At 44.7% G+C, this 17,912-nt stretch carries 11 protein-coding genes; 4 read left to right on the forward strand and 7 right to left on the reverse strand.

The genetic code is table 11. The features are described from left to right. Positions 1 to 7: 7 nt before the first annotated feature. Entirely contained in the window at positions 8 to 4,417 is a 4,410-nt protein-coding gene (locus AC0VYE_RS27555) for a DUF4855 domain-containing protein (protein ID WP_475443773.1), read from the reverse strand. A 435-nt stretch (positions 4,418 to 4,852) separates the two neighbouring features. Here AC0VYE_RS27555 and AC0VYE_RS27560 point away from each other — a divergent pair, with 435 nt between their 5' ends. Then, a complete protein-coding gene (locus tag AC0VYE_RS27560; RefSeq protein WP_475443775.1) occupies positions 4,853 to 5,047 on the forward strand; it encodes a hypothetical protein in 195 nt (64 codons plus the stop codon). Positions 5,048 to 5,255: 208 nt separating this feature from the next. Here the strand turns inward: AC0VYE_RS27560 and AC0VYE_RS27565 are convergent, their stop codons facing one another. The 6 genes from AC0VYE_RS27565 to AC0VYE_RS27590 all read right to left on the reverse strand — a co-directional run bounded on the left by AC0VYE_RS27565 (position 5,256) and on the right by AC0VYE_RS27590 (position 13,638). Continuing rightward, positions 5,256 to 6,530, reverse strand: a complete 1,275-nt coding sequence (locus AC0VYE_RS27565) for a Gfo/Idh/MocA family protein (RefSeq protein ID WP_475443777.1) — start codon at positions 6,528 to 6,530, stop codon at positions 5,256 to 5,258. Positions 6,531 to 6,619: 89 nt separating this feature from the next. Beyond that, a complete protein-coding gene (locus tag AC0VYE_RS27570) occupies positions 6,620 to 8,311 on the reverse strand; it encodes a response regulator transcription factor (protein WP_475443779.1) in 1,692 nt (563 codons plus the stop codon). A gap of 13 nt (positions 8,312 to 8,324) precedes the next feature. Beyond that, positions 8,325 to 10,058 (reverse strand): sensor histidine kinase, encoded by a 1,734-nt coding sequence (locus AC0VYE_RS27575; protein WP_076269003.1) that lies wholly within the window; start codon positions 10,056 to 10,058, stop codon positions 8,325 to 8,327. A gap of 39 nt (positions 10,059 to 10,097) precedes the next feature. Further along, positions 10,098 to 10,922 carry a carbohydrate ABC transporter permease gene (locus AC0VYE_RS27580; protein WP_372239007.1) on the reverse strand — a complete coding sequence of 275 codons (825 nt, stop codon included), beginning with the start codon at positions 10,920 to 10,922 and terminating at the stop codon, positions 10,098 to 10,100. A gap of 93 nt (positions 10,923 to 11,015) precedes the next feature. Further along, a complete protein-coding gene (locus AC0VYE_RS27585; protein ID WP_179089829.1) occupies positions 11,016 to 11,903 on the reverse strand; it encodes an ABC transporter permease in 888 nt (295 codons plus the stop codon). 94 nt (positions 11,904 to 11,997) lie between these two features. Then, positions 11,998 to 13,638, reverse strand: coding sequence for an extracellular solute-binding protein (locus tag AC0VYE_RS27590; RefSeq protein ID WP_475443781.1), 1,641 nt, complete (start codon positions 13,636 to 13,638; stop codon positions 11,998 to 12,000). 376 nt (positions 13,639 to 14,014) lie between these two features. On the opposite strand from AC0VYE_RS27590, the gene argH reads away from it, so the two are divergent. Genes argH through AC0VYE_RS27605 form a run of 3 tightly spaced genes read left to right on the forward strand, consistent with a single transcriptional unit; the run spans position 14,015 to position 17,905 of the window. Further along, on the forward strand, positions 14,015 to 15,526 hold the full coding sequence (gene argH / locus AC0VYE_RS27595; protein WP_475443783.1) for an argininosuccinate lyase: 1,512 nt from the start codon (positions 14,015 to 14,017) through the stop codon (positions 15,524 to 15,526). Positions 15,527 to 15,539: 13 nt separating this feature from the next. Then, positions 15,540 to 16,508, forward strand: coding sequence for an amidohydrolase family protein (locus AC0VYE_RS27600; protein WP_475443784.1), 969 nt, complete (start codon positions 15,540 to 15,542; stop codon positions 16,506 to 16,508). A gap of 35 nt (positions 16,509 to 16,543) precedes the next feature. After that, positions 16,544 to 17,905, forward strand: a complete 1,362-nt coding sequence (locus tag AC0VYE_RS27605; protein ID WP_475443786.1) for an extracellular solute-binding protein — start codon at positions 16,544 to 16,546, stop codon at positions 17,903 to 17,905. The last annotated feature ends 7 nt before the right edge of the window (positions 17,906 to 17,912 follow it).

Below are 17,912 nucleotides of genomic sequence, written 5' to 3' on the forward strand. Positions count from 1 at the left end.
CGTTAATCTATTCTTTCTCTGATAGCAAATTCAATATTCGGTAAAGAAAAACTGCTGTTTCAGCACGGGTAGTATGACTGCTTGGCTTGATCATGCCGCCATCGCCTTGAATGAGCCCAAGCTCAATCATGCCTGCTATGCTGCCGGCTGCATAATCCGGCACCTTATCTGCATCCTTGAAGCTGCTGAGCGATGCAATATCGCTAGGTAGCTCTAACGCTTCCGCTGCCTTTAATGTCCGCGCTGCCATAACCATCATATCTTGCCTTGTCATCTTTGCTTTCGGCTCAAATCGTCCACCTTCCATGCCGGTAACGATACCTAGCTTCTTGGCAATAGCCACTGCATCATAATAATAATCCTGTGGCTGAACATCTGTAAATGTATCGCTTGCCTCCGCTTTCAAGCCTAGCGCTCTTACAAGCATTAGAATAAAGTCTGCTCGGCTTACCTGTACAGCCGGGCTGAAGGTTGCAGCCGATGTTCCTTTTACGATACCTAAGGCAGCCAACTTCTCAACCGCTTCCTGCGCCCAAGAGTATTTGCCGAGATCTGTAAAGGCTGCTGTAGGCTGTTTATAAAATACTGCATAGATGCCCATACGGTCTGTTTGGAACCTGATATGTTTATCTGAGTCGGAATAGGCTGCTGCCGCAATTGCTGATGCTGTTCCTTGTTCATTAATGGACAAAATACCGATTCTTGACGCTGTCTCGCTGCCTGTTAACAAATACGGAACCGTAACGGTAATCGGTGCTTTTGCATTGTTCCATGTATAAGCCTTTCCGTCCAATAGCGCCGAAAGCTCAACGACTGCTCTTTCACCTACCTGGATCTGTACATCCTGCTTCAACGTCTTAATGTCCCGCTCGCCAATAATAAGACGCAGCTCCCTGCCAAGCTCTGAAGACTTCACCAGCATCTGTCCAGATAGCAAAATCGTTGCTTTAGGCGTCGTTACTTCAATAAACAAGTTAGGATGATCAGACAAGAAGGATACAGGAAGATCCAAGGCATATTTCGCTGCCTCACCGTTTTTCTTAAGCACAATCGTTGCTTTCAGCTTTCCGTCTTTATCTGCTTTCGCCCGAGCTATCGCCTTCTGCAGGTCTTGTTCACTGACCACACCGACAGCCATCGTTCCGCTCGGATCAAGCTTAGTGCTCATTTCCGCTTTGACAGAACCATCTGCTTGCAGCTGGAACAAGTCAGGAATGGAAATAACCGAGTCCCCGCCTCCTCCGCCAGTCGATGCTTTCTTGTATTCAAAAGTAACCCACTTAGGCTCGCTCATATCATCTAATGCTAGATACGCCTCATAGATACCCTCTGCATCACCTGTCAATGTAAAGGCGAATTGAAAGTTTCCAGCTTCTGTACTCGTCGTCTCAGCTGTGTAATTCACCTTGCCTTGTGGATCAAGCACCTTCAAGCTTACTTTTGTATGATCGCCATTCACCACTAACCCATCAATTGTTACCTTTTTTGCCGCAGTATCTAGTCCTGCTTTAAGTCCTTCTATCGTCTTAATAAGCTCAATCTCTTTTTTGTATTCAAAAGTAATCTTCTCCGGCTCACTCATATCATCTGTTGCTAGATAGGCCTCATAGGTACCCTCTAGTTCACCTGTAAGTGTAAAGTCGAATTGGAAGTTTCCGGCAGCTTCACTCATCTTCTTCGCTTCATATTGAACTTTTCCTTGTGGATCGACGACTTTCAAACTTACGTTTGCAAGATCGCCATTCATCACTAGACCGTCTAAAGTTACTTTTTTGGATGCCGCATCTACCGTAGTTTTAATGCCTTCAATAGGCTTGGCTTCCTCTGCTCCCGATAAGTGATAAACGCCAAATTCATAGAACGAATATCCGTAAAATGTTGCTCTTTCTATCCCTTCAAATTTAATGTATCTAGCCTTGATAGGGTCAAAATGAACCGTTTCTTTGCCGTCTTTCGCCGTAATTACGCCAGCATTTTCCTTGATCACACTCTTCCAATTTTGCTTATCATCGGAGACGAGTAATTTATAGGTTTTTGCGCGAGCGTATTCCCAATCAATCGTTACAGTGTCCATCTCCGTCACTTCTCCGAGATCGACCTGGAACCATGTATTGTTCAGCAGTTCACTTGCCCATCTTGTTGAAGGGAATCCATCAACTGCTCTCCCCGGAGCATAATTTGGATTATCAGCTTCTACTGTAGATGCTTCCGCGGCCTTATTCTGTGCCAAATTTCCAAGCAGGTAATAGACGTCTTCCTTCAGCGTGCTGTACGCCCCGTCTGTAATCATATGCTCTTTTTTCAGAAGCTCCAGCTTCGCATTAAAGCCTTTTAAGTACTTGGTAAACTTCGTCTTGTCGTTTCCTTCGAACCGGCTCATCATCTCCAAATAATTGTTCAGCGAGCGAGCTGCTTCGTCATTCGTGATTTGTTTGGTTTCCTTGTAGCTTTCAATTAATGTTTTCAAATCGGATGCGCTGGTACCCGCTTCAATCACATAAAATGTTTTCTCCGATTTGCCTGCTGCTACGGTAATGACAAGCTCATGTTTTCCTGGCTTGCCTGCCAAATTTACAACCGTTCCTTCTGTGTAAGGCTTGCCATTAAAGGTAGCAGTTACTTTATTCAATCCGCTTCCATCATCATTGATTAATTTCCATGTAAACGAAACGGGTTCTCTTTCCGAAATAGCCACTCCGCTTTGAAGCACTTGGCCATTCATTTGTACTTCTGCCTTTGGAGGGGCAGCGTTGTTCGCTTGATACGTTCCATTTATAAATTGATAGAGCCAATCGTACAAAATGCGTGTTGCAGGATCAGCACTTACCGCCGTATCAAATACAGCATTATTACCTTGGTAGTAGGCTTTAAAGGCTGATTGCATAAAGCCGGTTTGGACGCCGCTGTTTAAATAATCAACATATCGCTCCCTAAACACGCCATCAGTCACCATACGATCATCAAACTCGAGCTCAACGCCCATCCCATACTGCTTCGCTATGTTCGTGGCGTCTTCCAGACGATCCTCATCCAATGGCTCGAAAAAGTAGTTTGGCTGGAAGGCTACTGCATCTATCCCAACATCCTTCCACATATGGCTTTTGTAAGCTAAGAAGTGCGGTATCCAGAAAAGCTTCAAGTTCTGAGCATGCACTTTATTACTCGTCGAACGAATTAAATCCGGCCCTGTCGCGCTTGTACTGATTTGTTCCTCCAGCCAGTACATGCCGGCAAGCTCAAGATGAGAGTAGTGGTTTAATGCCCATTTTTGTTCCGCTTCATTTAACCACCACTGTATCGCTTTCTCTCTATTTGCATACGCTTTCATTTCTCCGACTTCAGAAGCATTGAAGCTTTCAGATATACCATCACCGTCAATATCTCCGAAATCGTTCACATACTCACCTGGGTCTGGAATCATTAAAACAACCTTGACCTTATGATCAGGCTGATTCAGCTTGCTTCCAACTTCCATTGCCGCTTCGTTTAGCTGCTGCATATCGCCTGTTTCTGCAAATGTTTTGTTCAGGTACCATTTCCAGTCCTCCAGTGTAGCTCCTCCGCCAAACGCATTTCCGGCCGGCGATGTAAGTCCGAGATAAAGAACGCCGTCAAAAAGCCAATCCACTGGTTCTCCGGCCCCATCTACGTAACTGATATTAGGAATAATCCGATCCTTCGTCCAAGTACCCTTATCATTCGCATATTGTCCGTTATAGAGCAATCCAAGATTACGAATGCCAGCCGTTGCTTCTCCCGGCTCTAAGTAGCTCGGCTGCTCAGCGGCAACTTCTTCCGCTCCTTCCACTTTACCATCTGCGCCCCAAATTTCGATTTCATCAATGAAGGTCCAAGCTCTCGTATGCATCGAGAAGGTTACTTTCACATAACGGGCATAAGCCATCTCCGCATCAGAATTCCCGCTTTTGATGCCATCTCTGCTTCCATTCCAGTCATATACCTCTTCTCTTGGCGGACCATCCCCCCAAAGCAGCTTGGTTGAATTGTGTGAAAGCGTTCCCCAATTTTCTTTGTCGTCGGATACGTACATTGAGACCGTCAACGGCACAAGCATCGTGTTGTCAGGCCAATCCTGCAAAAATCGCGCTTTAATGCTCGAGATAGATTTCTTCTCGCCTAAATCAAACACAACCTCGCGAGTCATCTTCTTCACATGTCCTACCCAAGCCGGGTCCGACATATCCAACTTGCCATAAATGCCATCCGTCAGCTTATTATGATCATCCGGGTACTTAGCCTCCGGCGCTTCGGACCATTCATATCCAAGCCCCGCAGCAAGATTACGGAATGCAGACTGTCCCTGATCTTGTCCCTCTTCCGCTTGTACTGCCGGAATCAGTGTCAATAACAGGGCACTTATCAATGCGATAGCTATCCAGCTTTTACTTCTTTTCATTAATGACAGCTCCCTTTCTATTCTCAAATAAAAAGACTACTAAACATGCAATACAATAGGTTTCATTTCAAGCCTGCTTTAAGTCTTTTGCAGCACTCAATCCCCCTTCCTAAGATTCCATCGCAACCGATATAGAAGCTTGCAGCCATGTTCTTACTGTTACTTTAAGAAACTTGACCCGACTTTCAAAGAGATAACTTATGACTTTGATATACATTTGTTTACTTGTCTCATTTCACCGCCCAGATTGACCTTGTCATGGACAAATAAATGGGCCTATCTCAAAAATAAATAGACCCAAATAGGGAATGGCGTCACAGAAATAAATTTCTGTGACGCCATTTTTTCATCAGCTGCATGATTATTAATGAAATTGAGCTATCTCTCCAGAGAGTTTATCTCTTTTGAGACACAGCTTGCATGGGAGCGATAGGTTTGATTTTACAACGCAGTCTACTTTCGCATTTAGGCGTATTCACACAATCCGCCTCAACTGTTGACGCTCAAAATGCTCTGTTGCTAGCGGTCATCGTTAAAGCATATATCGCTAACGAACCTAGCAGCTCTTATTTAGACTATTCGTATCGTTTTGAAATTCTAACGAACTACAGAATCGTTAATTCGAGGTAAATGAGGCATAACACCTTATAAAACTTGGAATAACGACAATAAGGTTCGTTAAAACTTAAAACAGGTATTTTTCTGTACAATAAGCTTAATACAGTTCGTTAGAGAAGTGATCTTAACATGTTGTACGCCGCTGACAGCGGCACAACGATTAAACACAAAAGGGTACTATCCACTATTGAGACACCTTATCTCAACCTGTCTGTTTACCTTATGCAGGCAGCTCTTGCTTCTCAAGCATATCCGACAGTTTGATCGCAAGCCCCTCATGCAGCCTCGAATGCTCCGACGCAAATGCGATCAGATGGCTTTGCAGCGACGCCGTTGCAGAGGTCAAGCCATGTGAAGGATTGCTGTCGAACTGGCAAACGTTTCGCAGGAACGAGCTGACCATCCGATCATCTCCGCCTCCGTGGCCATCCCCTTGGACGCTGCAGCGAATTTCAAGCTGTTCTCCTGTTGCATAACGATACAGCGTAAAAGAACCTTTCTCCATATCGCCAATAATTTCACCTTTTGTGCCCATCATTTGAACACGGCGTGTACCGCTTTGCGTCAATCCTGACATAATGAACGATGCATTCGCTCCATTCTCGAATTGCATATTCACAACCTGATGGTCAACGACATTGTTATCGCAGCGGTATACACAACGTCCAAACGGTCCTTCCTTCAGTGCTTTCAGAATACCCTCTTGTGACAAATCATTCGTCATATATCTCGCCCAAGCGTGATCCGGCGCCTGCATATACATCTTTATCGCTGAGAAAGCACAATCCTTCTCGACGGCGCAGCCATCAATGCAGCGTTCCGCTGAACCATCCGGAGCATTCTCCGATTTGAAATGCAATAAAGAGCCGTACGAGCTAACGCTTGTACAAGGCTGATCCATAAGCCAGGAGATGATATCCAGATCGTGGCACGATTTGGCCAAAATCATTGGACTAGTCTCCTCTGAATTCCGCCAATTGCCGCGCACATAACTATGCGTCATATGCTGATAACCAACATTCTCCGTTAATTGAATCGTACCCACCGTGCCAAGCTCGCCGTCCTCGATACATTTTTTAATCCCAGACCAAAATGGTGAATACCGAAGCACATGCGTAACAACAAGCAGCCTTTTATGCCGCAGTGACGCCTGCTCAAGCTGAATGCATTCCGTAAGTGAAGGCGACATCGGCTTCTCAAGCAGGACGTGATAACCGAGCTCCATGGCCTTCATCGCCGGTATATAATGCATCCGATCGAGTGTACAGATGATCATGACATCTGCTATACGCCCTTGCTCAAATACTTTCTCCCAGCTGTCATACACATGCTCTTGGTTGATTTGATGGATTTCTGCAAACCGATTTCTGCGTTCTTCATTTGGTTCAGCTACAGCAACCATTTTTAATTCATTCGGAAATTTCTCCGCATACGGCCCGTAAATGTATCTCCCTCTGCTGCCTGCGCCTAGTAATACGGCTGTTAATGTTCTCAAAATTTCTCCTCCTCTTGTGCGCTATCTATACATCAATTGTAAGGGGAGCGTTCAGGAGGAGACAGAGATCGTTGTTTACAATCCATATACTATTGTTGACCTTGCATTTGCGACTGGCACCTTGCCATGCGGAAATCCTGCGGCGTCGTCTCGTTCTGCTTCTTGAAAAAGCGAATAAAGGCAAGCGCGGAATTGTATCCGAGCGCAGCCGCAATTTCATTAACTTTCATGGATGTGTTCAGAAGCATGTCTTTGGCAACCAAATTCCGATAGTCGTTCACGTATTTTGATAAGCCTATGCCCGTTATTTGCTTATAAAGTCTGGACAAATAAGAAGGATTTAAGCTTACGTAATCCGCTAAAGCGGTTAAGGAAATATCGGTAGACAAATTCTCTTCGATATAGCGATGTACTTTATTTACTACCTCAGTCGGCAATTGCGAGCCGCGCAGCGTATTCCATTCAAAAAAACAGTCCGCCATTTGCCTATAATACTGAATCAGTTCCGTCCATGAGGTAGAGTCCCCGTAGCGGTATAACTTCTCCAAGTCGAGCTGTGTATTCATGTAATCCCGAATGTCCCGGTTTTTGTGTATATAGTAAAGAAACACTGCCGAGAGGGAATGATACATTTCTATTTTGCGCTCATTTGGCGTTCCAGGGACATTCCAAATTGCAGTAAGCTCCACATACAATTTATTGAACTGCTCCCGATTGTTATTTTCTAGACAGCTCATCAGCAATTGCACCCGAGCATGGTAAAAGCTATCATGAATGCCGCCGGCTTTATCGTCTGTCTCTTGGTTCTGAATGTCCTTGTCGGTCATAATGACCTCATTAAACAATCCATGCCCTTGCACCAAACCATATTTGTTCGCATGAAAACGATCCGATAGATCATTCCATTCCGTCACTTCGCTGCCAAGGAGAAAAGAAACGGTCGTTCCCAGCAGCCTCTTGCATGTGCCTTGAATCGTTTCCAATATGCCGCTCGTATAGCGATAGGCTCTAACAAAATCCAAATTGCTGGAACTGGTATCAGCAGATAACTCATCAGAGCTTTTCGGTTGAATCAACCAGACGATCTTTGACAGCTCAAATACAACGGAATAGCTTTTTACCTGTGCAGACAAATATTCGTCGCCAATATTTTGCAGTGCATAAGTTAATAAAGCTTTATCAGGCGCAGTGAACATTTCCTTCCATACATCGATTCTGGCAATGAGCACATAAACCGGCAGGGCAGCATCGAGCGGAATATTTAACTCATTGAAGGCCTGCTTTAACTGATTCTCCGCTGCATGCTTGCCCTGCAGAAGCCCCCATATATACTCTTTTTGCAATGAGGGCAATGCCAGCCTCATACTGGTTTGGGCTCTCGTAATCATCTGTACTTGATCCTGTTCCTCTTCTATTTTCTCGATAGCTCGTTCGACAGACTGGATGATTTTCTCGTCGCTTTCTATTTTCAGAATATAATCAAAACCACCGTAAGTAATGGCGTTTCTTGCATATTGAAAATCGTTATATCCCGTTAGAAAAATAACTTTGCAGGCAGGCCACTGTGCCTTTATTTCCTGCAACAGCTCGATTCCTTCTATTCCCGGCATTTTAATGTCGGATACGACGATATCCATGCGATGCTGGGATAATACCTCCAATGCTTCTTCCCCTGAATAAGCTTTCATCACTTCGAGCTGCAAATGCTCTGTCTGCTCGAACAGCTCTACTAAACCATCTACAATAATGGGCAGGTCATCTACAATGAGCAGTCTGTACATGGTGTTTCCTCCTCTAGCTTGCACTCAGTTTGATTGTGACCATCAATCCGCCTAAATCAGATCGTGACAGCGCAATGCCGTAATCCTCTCCGTAACGCAGTTGAATTCTACGATGCACATTAATAATTCCTGTTGTTTCCTCGATATGATTGGTTGAATGCCGCAGCTTCTTCTGAAGCTGTTCAATCTCTTTATCCGTAATGCTCTGGCCATTATCCTCCACATAAATCGTGAATTCATTTTCCGTTTGGTCACTGTGTACCTTCAATTCGCCGCGCTGTACCATATTGCCTAAAGCATGCTTATAGGCATTCTCAATAATAGGCTGCAAAATCAGTCTTGGTACGTGAATAGCTGGGACATCTCCTGCAAAAGAAACCTGTATCCGTTCCCCGTAACAGATCGATTGCATGTCAACATAAGTACGCGAATGCTCTACCTCAAGCTCGAGAGGGATCTCATCCTCATCATCGCGAGTAATAAACTGAAAGTATTGCCCAATGTATAAACAAAATTGATAGGCCTTCTCCTTCTGACTGTCCAATTTAATTAATCGGCATAGAACAAAAAAACAGTTATATAAAAAATGAGGATTAATTTGCGATTGCAGTCGTTTCAGCTCCGAGCGCTGATTCCGAATTTGCTGCTCGTAATTTTCCTTAATTAACGTATTGAGCGATCGTACCGTGTCATTAAAGGCTTTGTACAAATATCCGAATTCATCTCCTCCACGGTCAATCACAATCGGCTCCAGCCTATTCTGCTGAACACGGCGGAAAGCTTGCACCAGCTTCATAAGAGGCCGGTAAATAAAGCGCAATAGGAAATAGGTGAAAAACAAGACGATACCTACCGAAAGAGCACAAGCCCATAAAAATAATGTTCTGTACATTTGCAATGATCCAAGAACCTTCTCTTCGGGAATACAGGTAATCGAATAGGAATTCCAAAGCGTAGAATATTTATATACTGTAAGAAAGCGCTTACCATTGTAGATAACCGTTTCGTAACCTTCATTGGACTTTGATTCCTGCTTTTTTACAGCTAAAGCTTTCATTTGCCCCAGTAAAGCCGGGTCTACCCCGCTTTCAATTTCCCAGCCGCGTTCCAAATTAAGCAGCACGCTGTGTCCGTCTCGCGTTCCGCCAATTTGCGATAACGTGTCCTTTATTTTGCTCGTTGAGAGCTCAACCCCTACAATATACAACGGATTTTTAACTGAAATAATAGGATATTGCATCGTTATAAACAATCGGTTTTCCCAATAAATAAAGGGCTCTTCATACAATTTCACATTAGCCTGCATCGCGGTATACTCCGATTCATTCAAAGAGGTCTCAAAATCATTGCTCAGAATCGTGCGCTTGATTAATGGAATATACGCCTTTGCTTCTTTAATAAACGGACTTGAATTTTTCATAAGCTCAAGCCTTCGCTGGATATCCAATATTTTGCGCGAACGCTCATATGAGCTCATGTCATTGCCCGTTGTAGCAATTTCCATCAAATCTTTGTCCATCACATAGTTCGGCAAGTAACGGCTAATTCGATCCGCTTCCTTGTCGAGAGAGTCCATATAAAACCTAGTCGTATTCAGTATCGATTCTGAGATCTCGCTGCGAATATTTTCCGAGCCCTTCTCTATAATCATCCAAGTAATAGCCATCAGCGGCAGCAAGGCCGCCAAAAAGGCAGCCATAATTTTTTTGAATATGGAGGAATCATGCAAAAAGAATAGGTTTTTCATCGTTTTTACTCCTGCTCGTAGTAGTAGACCATTCCGGCACTATTCTTTTACGCTCCCCATTACGATTCCTTTGATGAAAAACCTCTGTAAAAAAGGATACACAATCAGAATCGGAAATGCTGCGACAAAAATTTGTGCCGCTCGGCTTGTGCGATCAGACAGCTTAAGCATCAATTCGGCATTCTCCGCTTTAATAAAGCGGAAATCCATCTTGATAATGACCGTCTGCAGAAACGTCTGAAGCGGATAATTCTCAGTATGATTCATATACAGCATGCCGTCAAACCAACTATTCCAATGCCCCACCATCGTAAGAAGTCCCGTCGTTGCCAAAGCTGGTAACGATAGCGGTACATATATTTTCCATAATGTAGTGAAATGACCTGCACCATCTATACGCGAGGATTCCTCTAGTTCTTTAGGCAAATTACGATAGAAGTTAAGCAATAAAATAACATTAAACACCGGAATAGCCGTTGGCAGGACGAGCGCCCACATCGTATCGATTAAACCTAGCGATTTTACAGTCAAATAAGAAGGAATCAGACCGCCGCTGAACAAAATCGTAAACACGAATAACCATGCATATAAGGTTCTAAGCCGAAATTGACGGGGATCTTTGGATAATGGATAAGCGGTTATAATCATCAAAACCATACTAATGGAGGTTCCTAGAACAACGCGCTGAATCGATACCCAGAACGCACGCAAATATTCCGGTTTTCCAAATACATTATCATAAGCCGCAGTCGTGAATTCAACCGGCCATAAAATAACCTTCCCAGCAGCCGCGGCAGCTCCAGAGCTGAATGAGATCGCCAAAATATGAATGATAGGCATGAGGCATAAGAAGGATGTCAGCATGAGAAAAGTAAAGTTGCACGCTACAAATAGCCGTCTGCTAAATGATCGGTTTGTAATCACGTAATGTCTCCCTTCTGAATTACGAACGCATCGTTAAAAAATGCGGTAATTCGCTACACGATAAGCTAATAGATAAGAAAGAGAAATGAATATAAAAGAAACGATAGATTTCAATAAGCCTACTGCCGTGGCGAAACCGAATTGCGCTTGCTGCACACCCATTCGATAGACAAAGGTGTCAATAATATCTGCGCTTTCATAGACAGGCGGACTATACAAATTAAAGATTTGTTCGAAGCCTGCGTTCAGTACATTCCCGATATTAAGCGTAAACATAAGCACGATAATCGGCATCATTCCAGGCAGTGTGACATGGAAGGTCTGTTTGATACGCCCTGCACCGTCAATTTCGGCTGCTTCATAAAGCGAGGGATTGATGCCCGTCAGCGCAGCCAAATACACAATTGTGCCAAATCCAAACTCCTTCCATACATCCGAGGCGACCATAACATATGGAAACCAATCATTGCTCCCTAAGAAAAAAATAGGCTTTATCCCGAACAAGCCTAATATTTGATTGAAAACGCCTGAGGATGGAGAAAAAACATCAACGATAATTCCGCTTAGCAGTACCCATGATAGAAAATGAGGCAAGTAAACGAGCGTCTGAAACGTCCGTTTTATCCATTCTCTCCGCAGCTCATTAAGCAATATCGCAATCGTGATCGGTACAATGAGACCTACTATGATTTTCATCACGGCGATATAGACCGTATTAAAGAAAATACGCCCGATATCAGGGTAATCAATCAATAGCTGAAAGTTTTTCAGTCCAATGAAGGGGGACCCGAATAACCCTTTGTTTGGTACATATTTCTGAAAAGCCATCATGATGCCGACCATTGGGACATAGCTAAAAATCAAAACCAAAACGATTCCCGGTAGCAGCATCAGATGAAGAGGCCATTCCCTCTTCCACATCCGTGTCAGTACATTCAAGCCATTCACCTCGTTGTTTAAGGTTAATAAAAAGAGGGATTGCTTCAACCAATCCCTCTACTCATTCGTTTTGCAATTATTTCAGAGCAGCGTAAAACTCGTTTACTTCTTTTGTAATTTCATCGCCGCCAAGCTTTTTCCATTCCACGACGAATTTATCGAATTCATCCACCGATACTTGATTCATGATGATTTTGAAGAAAACTTCATCCCGCTTTTTGAGCAAAATTTCTTGTCGGTCTACCATAGTTGGAGTTGGCGCTCCGTAAAATTTATTTTGCAAATATTGCTTATTCTTCTGGATTTCCGGTACATGAGAGAACGCGCCGCCTGGGCCTGAGATCAAATACTCCCACCACATGCTCGTATCACCGTCAACATACTTCATTGCCCGCTCATACCGCGTTTTATGATCCTTCGTTACCAAAATGCTAGTGTCTTTATTGGCAATCGCTTTTGGCAGTATTTCGCCGTTGTTATCCAGTTGTTTACCTACGCGCAGCGGACTAAGCAGCCAGTAGTTGTTGCCCTTCTCTTTCAAGTCTTTACCGAATTCATATACCTTTTGCTCATCGGTTGGATGATTATCGACGGCAATCCACTGGTTCAACAGCTTAATAACGCCTTCTGGATGCTTCGCCTTCTTGGAGATGACATAATATTCATCAACACCCAGCCCGATTTGGGACAATGCAGGGCTGCTGTCTACCGTTGGAATCGGGAATGCTCCCCACTCCTGAACCACTTTTCCGTCCTTCACAGCACCTTTCACAAGCTGAGCTGGTGTCCAAGATGCACCGTAAACCATGCCAATGCTATTGTTGTAAACGAGTTCTGCCGCTTTCTCCACATCTTTTACAGCGAACTCAGGATCAATCAGCCCTTTTTTGAACATATCCTGCAGTGCAGCAAGCGCATCCTTTACTTGCGGCTGAATGTCGCTGTTAACCAAGCCGCCTTTGCCATCTTCAATCCAAATATTTTCATAGGCATGATAACCATTGAGGAATGCACGTAGTCCCGTTACTCCTGTATCCATACTGAATGGATTTTTACTTACGGCAAGCCCGTATGATGTGCCTGTGCCGCCTGGATCTTTGGCTTTGAAAGCTTCAGCAATCGCCATGAAATCTGCCATCGTCTTCGGCTCAGGCAAATTCAGCTCCTTCAGCCAGTCTGTACGCACATACAAAAACTGATATTGGTACGGATTGTATGAGCTCGGAATACCCATCAGTTTGTTGTCAAACATCGCTGTTTTCATCTGCATGCCGCCATCCATCGTCAAAAACTTTTTCGTTTCCTCTGTGGCATTCTCGTCATACACTTTGGTCAAATCCATAATCATATCCGCTTCAGTCAGCTCTTTCAATTGCGTTGCATTAACTAAGAGGAAATCGGGAAGATCGTCGGATGCGATCGTAATCTTTACCTTTTCCTTGAATTGGCTCGTATCGGCTACCCACTTGTTCGTAATCTTGACGCCAATGTCTTTCTCATAGGCATCGTATACGGAATTTTTCTCGAAACTCTCGCCCTCATCAAACTTCAAATATTGATCGCTTGGCGAAACCGTCGATACTTCAATTACTTCATTTCCTTTTTCAACAGGCGTGTTAGTCGATTTTTCCGGTTCATTCGTGTTTTTGCCACATCCAGCTACGGCCAAGCTAAGAACCAATGCGATACTCAAAAGCGCCTTCCTTTTCTTCTTCATACTACCCCTCCACATGGTCTTCATAATAATAATGCGGCTGCTTTTATGCAGCTTTCCTTCTTAGTTCTAGTATAGAAAGGTGAGCAATGTTGATCCATATACTAGTCTTTACTTTCGTATACACCTCTTGACTCGAGCGAGCTCCTGCCTGTACCAAGCGATGAAATGTCGAAGATCTAACGGACAATAAAAAGAGTTGCGCTCCAAATAAAACCGTGATACTATTCTAATCATACAATTCCACTAGGAATAATATGGAAAACGACCGGACAGCCGGAGAAATCGCTTTATGCGATAGCTCCGGCTGTTTTTATATTCTCATGCAATCTCAACATCTGCCAAATAAAAAGTTATTTTACGAAGGAGGGCGTACACGATGACGATTAGACGGAGCGACACAGCGGAAGGCAGCTCGTTCCCTGGCAGAACCTATGCTGAAGCGGTACTTGCGCCTGCCTATGACCAAGCCAAGAAGGAGCTTCTGCTTCCAATGATCTCCGTGCATAAAGCGCATCTCATCATGCTGCTTGAGCAAGGGCTGCTCAGCAAGGAAGAAGGCCATAAAATCGCCAAATCATTATTTTCTGTTGATTTGGCGCAGTTAAACAGCGGTACCTATACCGGCCAATTTGAGGATTTGTTTTTTGAAGTGGAACACCAGCTGCTTAAATTATCGGATGAAGCCTCCGGCAGCCTTCATTTGGCTCGAAGCCGCAATGACATGGGTATCGCCATATACCGAATCACTTTACGAGAAAAACTGCTTAAAACGATCTCGTCTGCCCTGAAGCTGCACACTGAACTGCTTGCTTTCGCCCAGAAGCATACAGAAACGATCTTTATCGCTCATACGCATACCCAGCAAGCACAGCCGACGACAATCGCCCACTACATTGCAGCGGTAACCGACTCGCTCGCAAGGGATATACGCAGATTGCAAGCGGCCTACGCAAATTGTAATTTAAGCAGCATGGGAGCTGCCGCTCTGACAACGTCGGGTTTTGCCATTAGCCGGGAACGCGTTGCCGAGCTGCTTGCTTTTGACGGGTTAATTGAAAACTCATATGACGCTGTAAGCGGAGCAGATTATGTAGGTGAAATCGCCGCTGGAATCTCGCTCGCAGCGATTAATCTTGGACGATTTACGCAGGAGCTGCTGCTGTGGTGCACACAGGAATTTGGAGTCATTCAAATAGCCGCCCCATACGTCCAGATCAGCTCCATTATGCCGCAAAAAAGAAATCCCGTTTCTGTTGAGCATATCCGTTCACTCTTATCCAGCATTGCAGGCAATGCTCAGACCGTCCTTACAATGATTCACAATACGCCTTTTGGCGATATTGTGGATACCGAAGACGATATGCAGCCCTATGCTTGGCGCAGCCTAGAGACGCTTGAAGTTGTATACCGATTGTTGTCCAAGGTCATCTCCACCTTGCAGCTAAACGAGGATGTTCTGAGGCAGCGCACTGCTGCAAGCTTCGCTACTGTTACCGAACTTGCTGATACGATCGTCAGAGATGAAGGATTATCTTTTCATAAAGCACATTCAATCGTAAGCAAGCTCGTCACGCATGCCGTTCAGCATGGCAACAAGATAGCTGACTTGAACCTTGAAGCATTAAATGAAGCTGCGATCCAAACCATTGGCATCCCGCTTGGGCTGACTGAGGAGCAATTAAAGCAAGCGTTGGAGCCTGCGCATTTTGTAAATATACGCAGGCTCCGGGGCGGTCCTAGCCCTGCCGAGATGAACCGGGCACTTACCGTTCAGCAAGATAGATTATCCGAGCTTGCGCTATGGCTGGAGGAACGAGAATCACGATTGGCAGCTGGCGCTGCCGATATTGATTTGATTTTGACTGATTGGATCATCAAGGAATTATGAATGGAGTGAAGCTATGTTTCGCAGCCAATTTAAAGTATTTGATGTACATGGACATCTTCCTTACCGATTAGTGCTAGGAAATAACAAACGACATGAATCTGTTGCTCGCTATGGTGCAGAGAGAAGCGAGCGAATGCGGCTCACTTGGGATTTTCCAGATGCAACGATTGCAGACAACGATAGTGAAAATGAAAACACGCCGTTAATTGACCGATGGGTGAAGGAGCTTGATAAGTACGGGATCGGAGGACTCAACTTCCTCACCGCGCTTGATAATGACAATTTGGCCGATCATCTGGCCAGTCATCCTGATCGTTTTACCGGCTTTGCCCATCACGCCATCGAGGATGCTGGCGCAGAGGAAGAACTTCGAAGGGCAGTTAATGAGTTAGGGCTTAAAGGTTATAAGCTGTTCGGCCCGCTGACTTCCATTCCTTTTGATGATCCGTCCCTCACGCCCGTATGGACCTTTCTCGCAGAGAAGAAGCTTCCTGTGTTGATCCACTTCGGTTTACTCGGCCATGCGGGAGGAATTGCCCATCATCCGAATATAAGTCCTCTAGCAATTTTCAACACGGCAAGAGAATTTCCGGACATTCCGTTCATCATTCCTCACTTTGGCGCAGGTTATTTCCAAGAGCTGCTTCATCTGTGCTGGAGCTGCCCGAATGTATATGTCGATACTTCCGGCTCCAATCAATGGATGCGCTGGATGCCCTATGAGCTCACCTTGGAATACGCGCTTCGCAAAACCTATGAGCTGATCGGGCCTGAACGTATTATTTTTGGAACGGACGCCAGCGGATTTCCTCGAGGTTACCCTTATCGTTACCTGCAGGATCAAGTTCGCGCCTGCCGCGAGCTGCGATTCGGAGAGGAAGATATCGAGAATATATTCGGCAATAACGCTAGGCGCCTGCTCGGTCTTGAGCTGCCGCCTAACACGATTTCCAAGAAATCCGACATCGCAAGCCAAGCATAAGCATCGTTTTTCTATAAAAAAAGGAGTGGATACCATTGAAGAACAAAAGCTTAGTTTCTATCGTTACAGGATCACTTATCATCGCACTTGCTCTAGCAGGCTGCGGCAGCAACAATCAAGCAAACAGCACAGAACAAAATAAAGCAACGGAAAAACCAACCGATAAAGCAACAAACAAAGAAACAGACAAAGAAACAGATAAAAAAGTGACGATTGAATATTGGCAATATGAATTTCCAGCCAAGGTTGAACTGATCAACGAACTCATAAAAGAATTCCAAACCTTACATCCGAACATTACCGTAAAACAAACCAACTTCCCTTATGATCAATACAATCAGAAGGTTGCTACGCTCGTGCCAGCCGGCAAAGGCCCAGATGTTATTAACCTCTACTATGGCTGGCTGCCGAAATACGTCTCATCCGGTTATTTGCAGCCGCTGCCTGAGGATCATTTTCCAACTGCGGAAATTGAAAGCAATTTTTACCCATTAGTGAGCGCCGCAAAAATTAATGGCTCCTATTACGCTATTCCTACTGCCGTACGCACACTCGCCTTGTTCTACAATAAGGATCTATTGTCCAAAGCCAATATTACTGAGCTTCCTACAACATGGGAGCAGCTGGTAGACGTATCCAAGAAACTGACAGAAACAGATGCCAAAGGGCAGTTTGTCACTGAAGGTTTCGCATGGGAGCCCGGCGCGCAGCTGCATCACTGGTATCGAGATGGTCTGCTGCATCAAGCAGGCGGTCAAGACTTAAGTGATGATCGTCGCAAAATATTATGGGCAGAAACACCTGCAGGTTTGGAGGCATTTCAATATTTAATCGATTTTGCCGTGAAGCATAAGGTTGGGATTAACGGATTTTATGAGAATGACAGCAATGCCTTTATGACCGGTCATGCGGCTATTAATATCGACGGTTCCTTCCGGCTTGGCTCCATTAAGAAGGACTTTCCAGATTTAAATTATGGCGTTGCACCTCTTCCGTCCTACAAAACCAAATCAGCTCCGTCCTCCTTCTGGGCGAACGCCATTCCCAAAAATGTAGAAGGCGACAAGCTGAAGGCTGCTTCTGAATTTTTGGAATTTCTAACGAGCAAAGAGGTTCAGGAGAAATGGGTAGAGCAAATCGGAGAGCTTCCAGCACAGAAAGCTGTTGCGACGCAGGATAAATACGTAAACGACGAGAAGCTAGGGCCATTTATTTCCCAATTGGACGATAGCCGCGCGCATTTCTTCATCGACGAAACCCAAGAAAAAACATTGTTTGTTGATGCGACAAATGAAGTGCTGCTTAATAAAGTTCCGGTCGAGAAGGCCTTCCAAGACCTTGTAGCCAAAACGCAAAAGCTCTATGACGACTATTGGGCTGCTGCAGACAAAAAGTAATCTAAAA

It is taken from the genome of Pristimantibacillus sp. Z349TD_6, assembly GCF_056173205.1.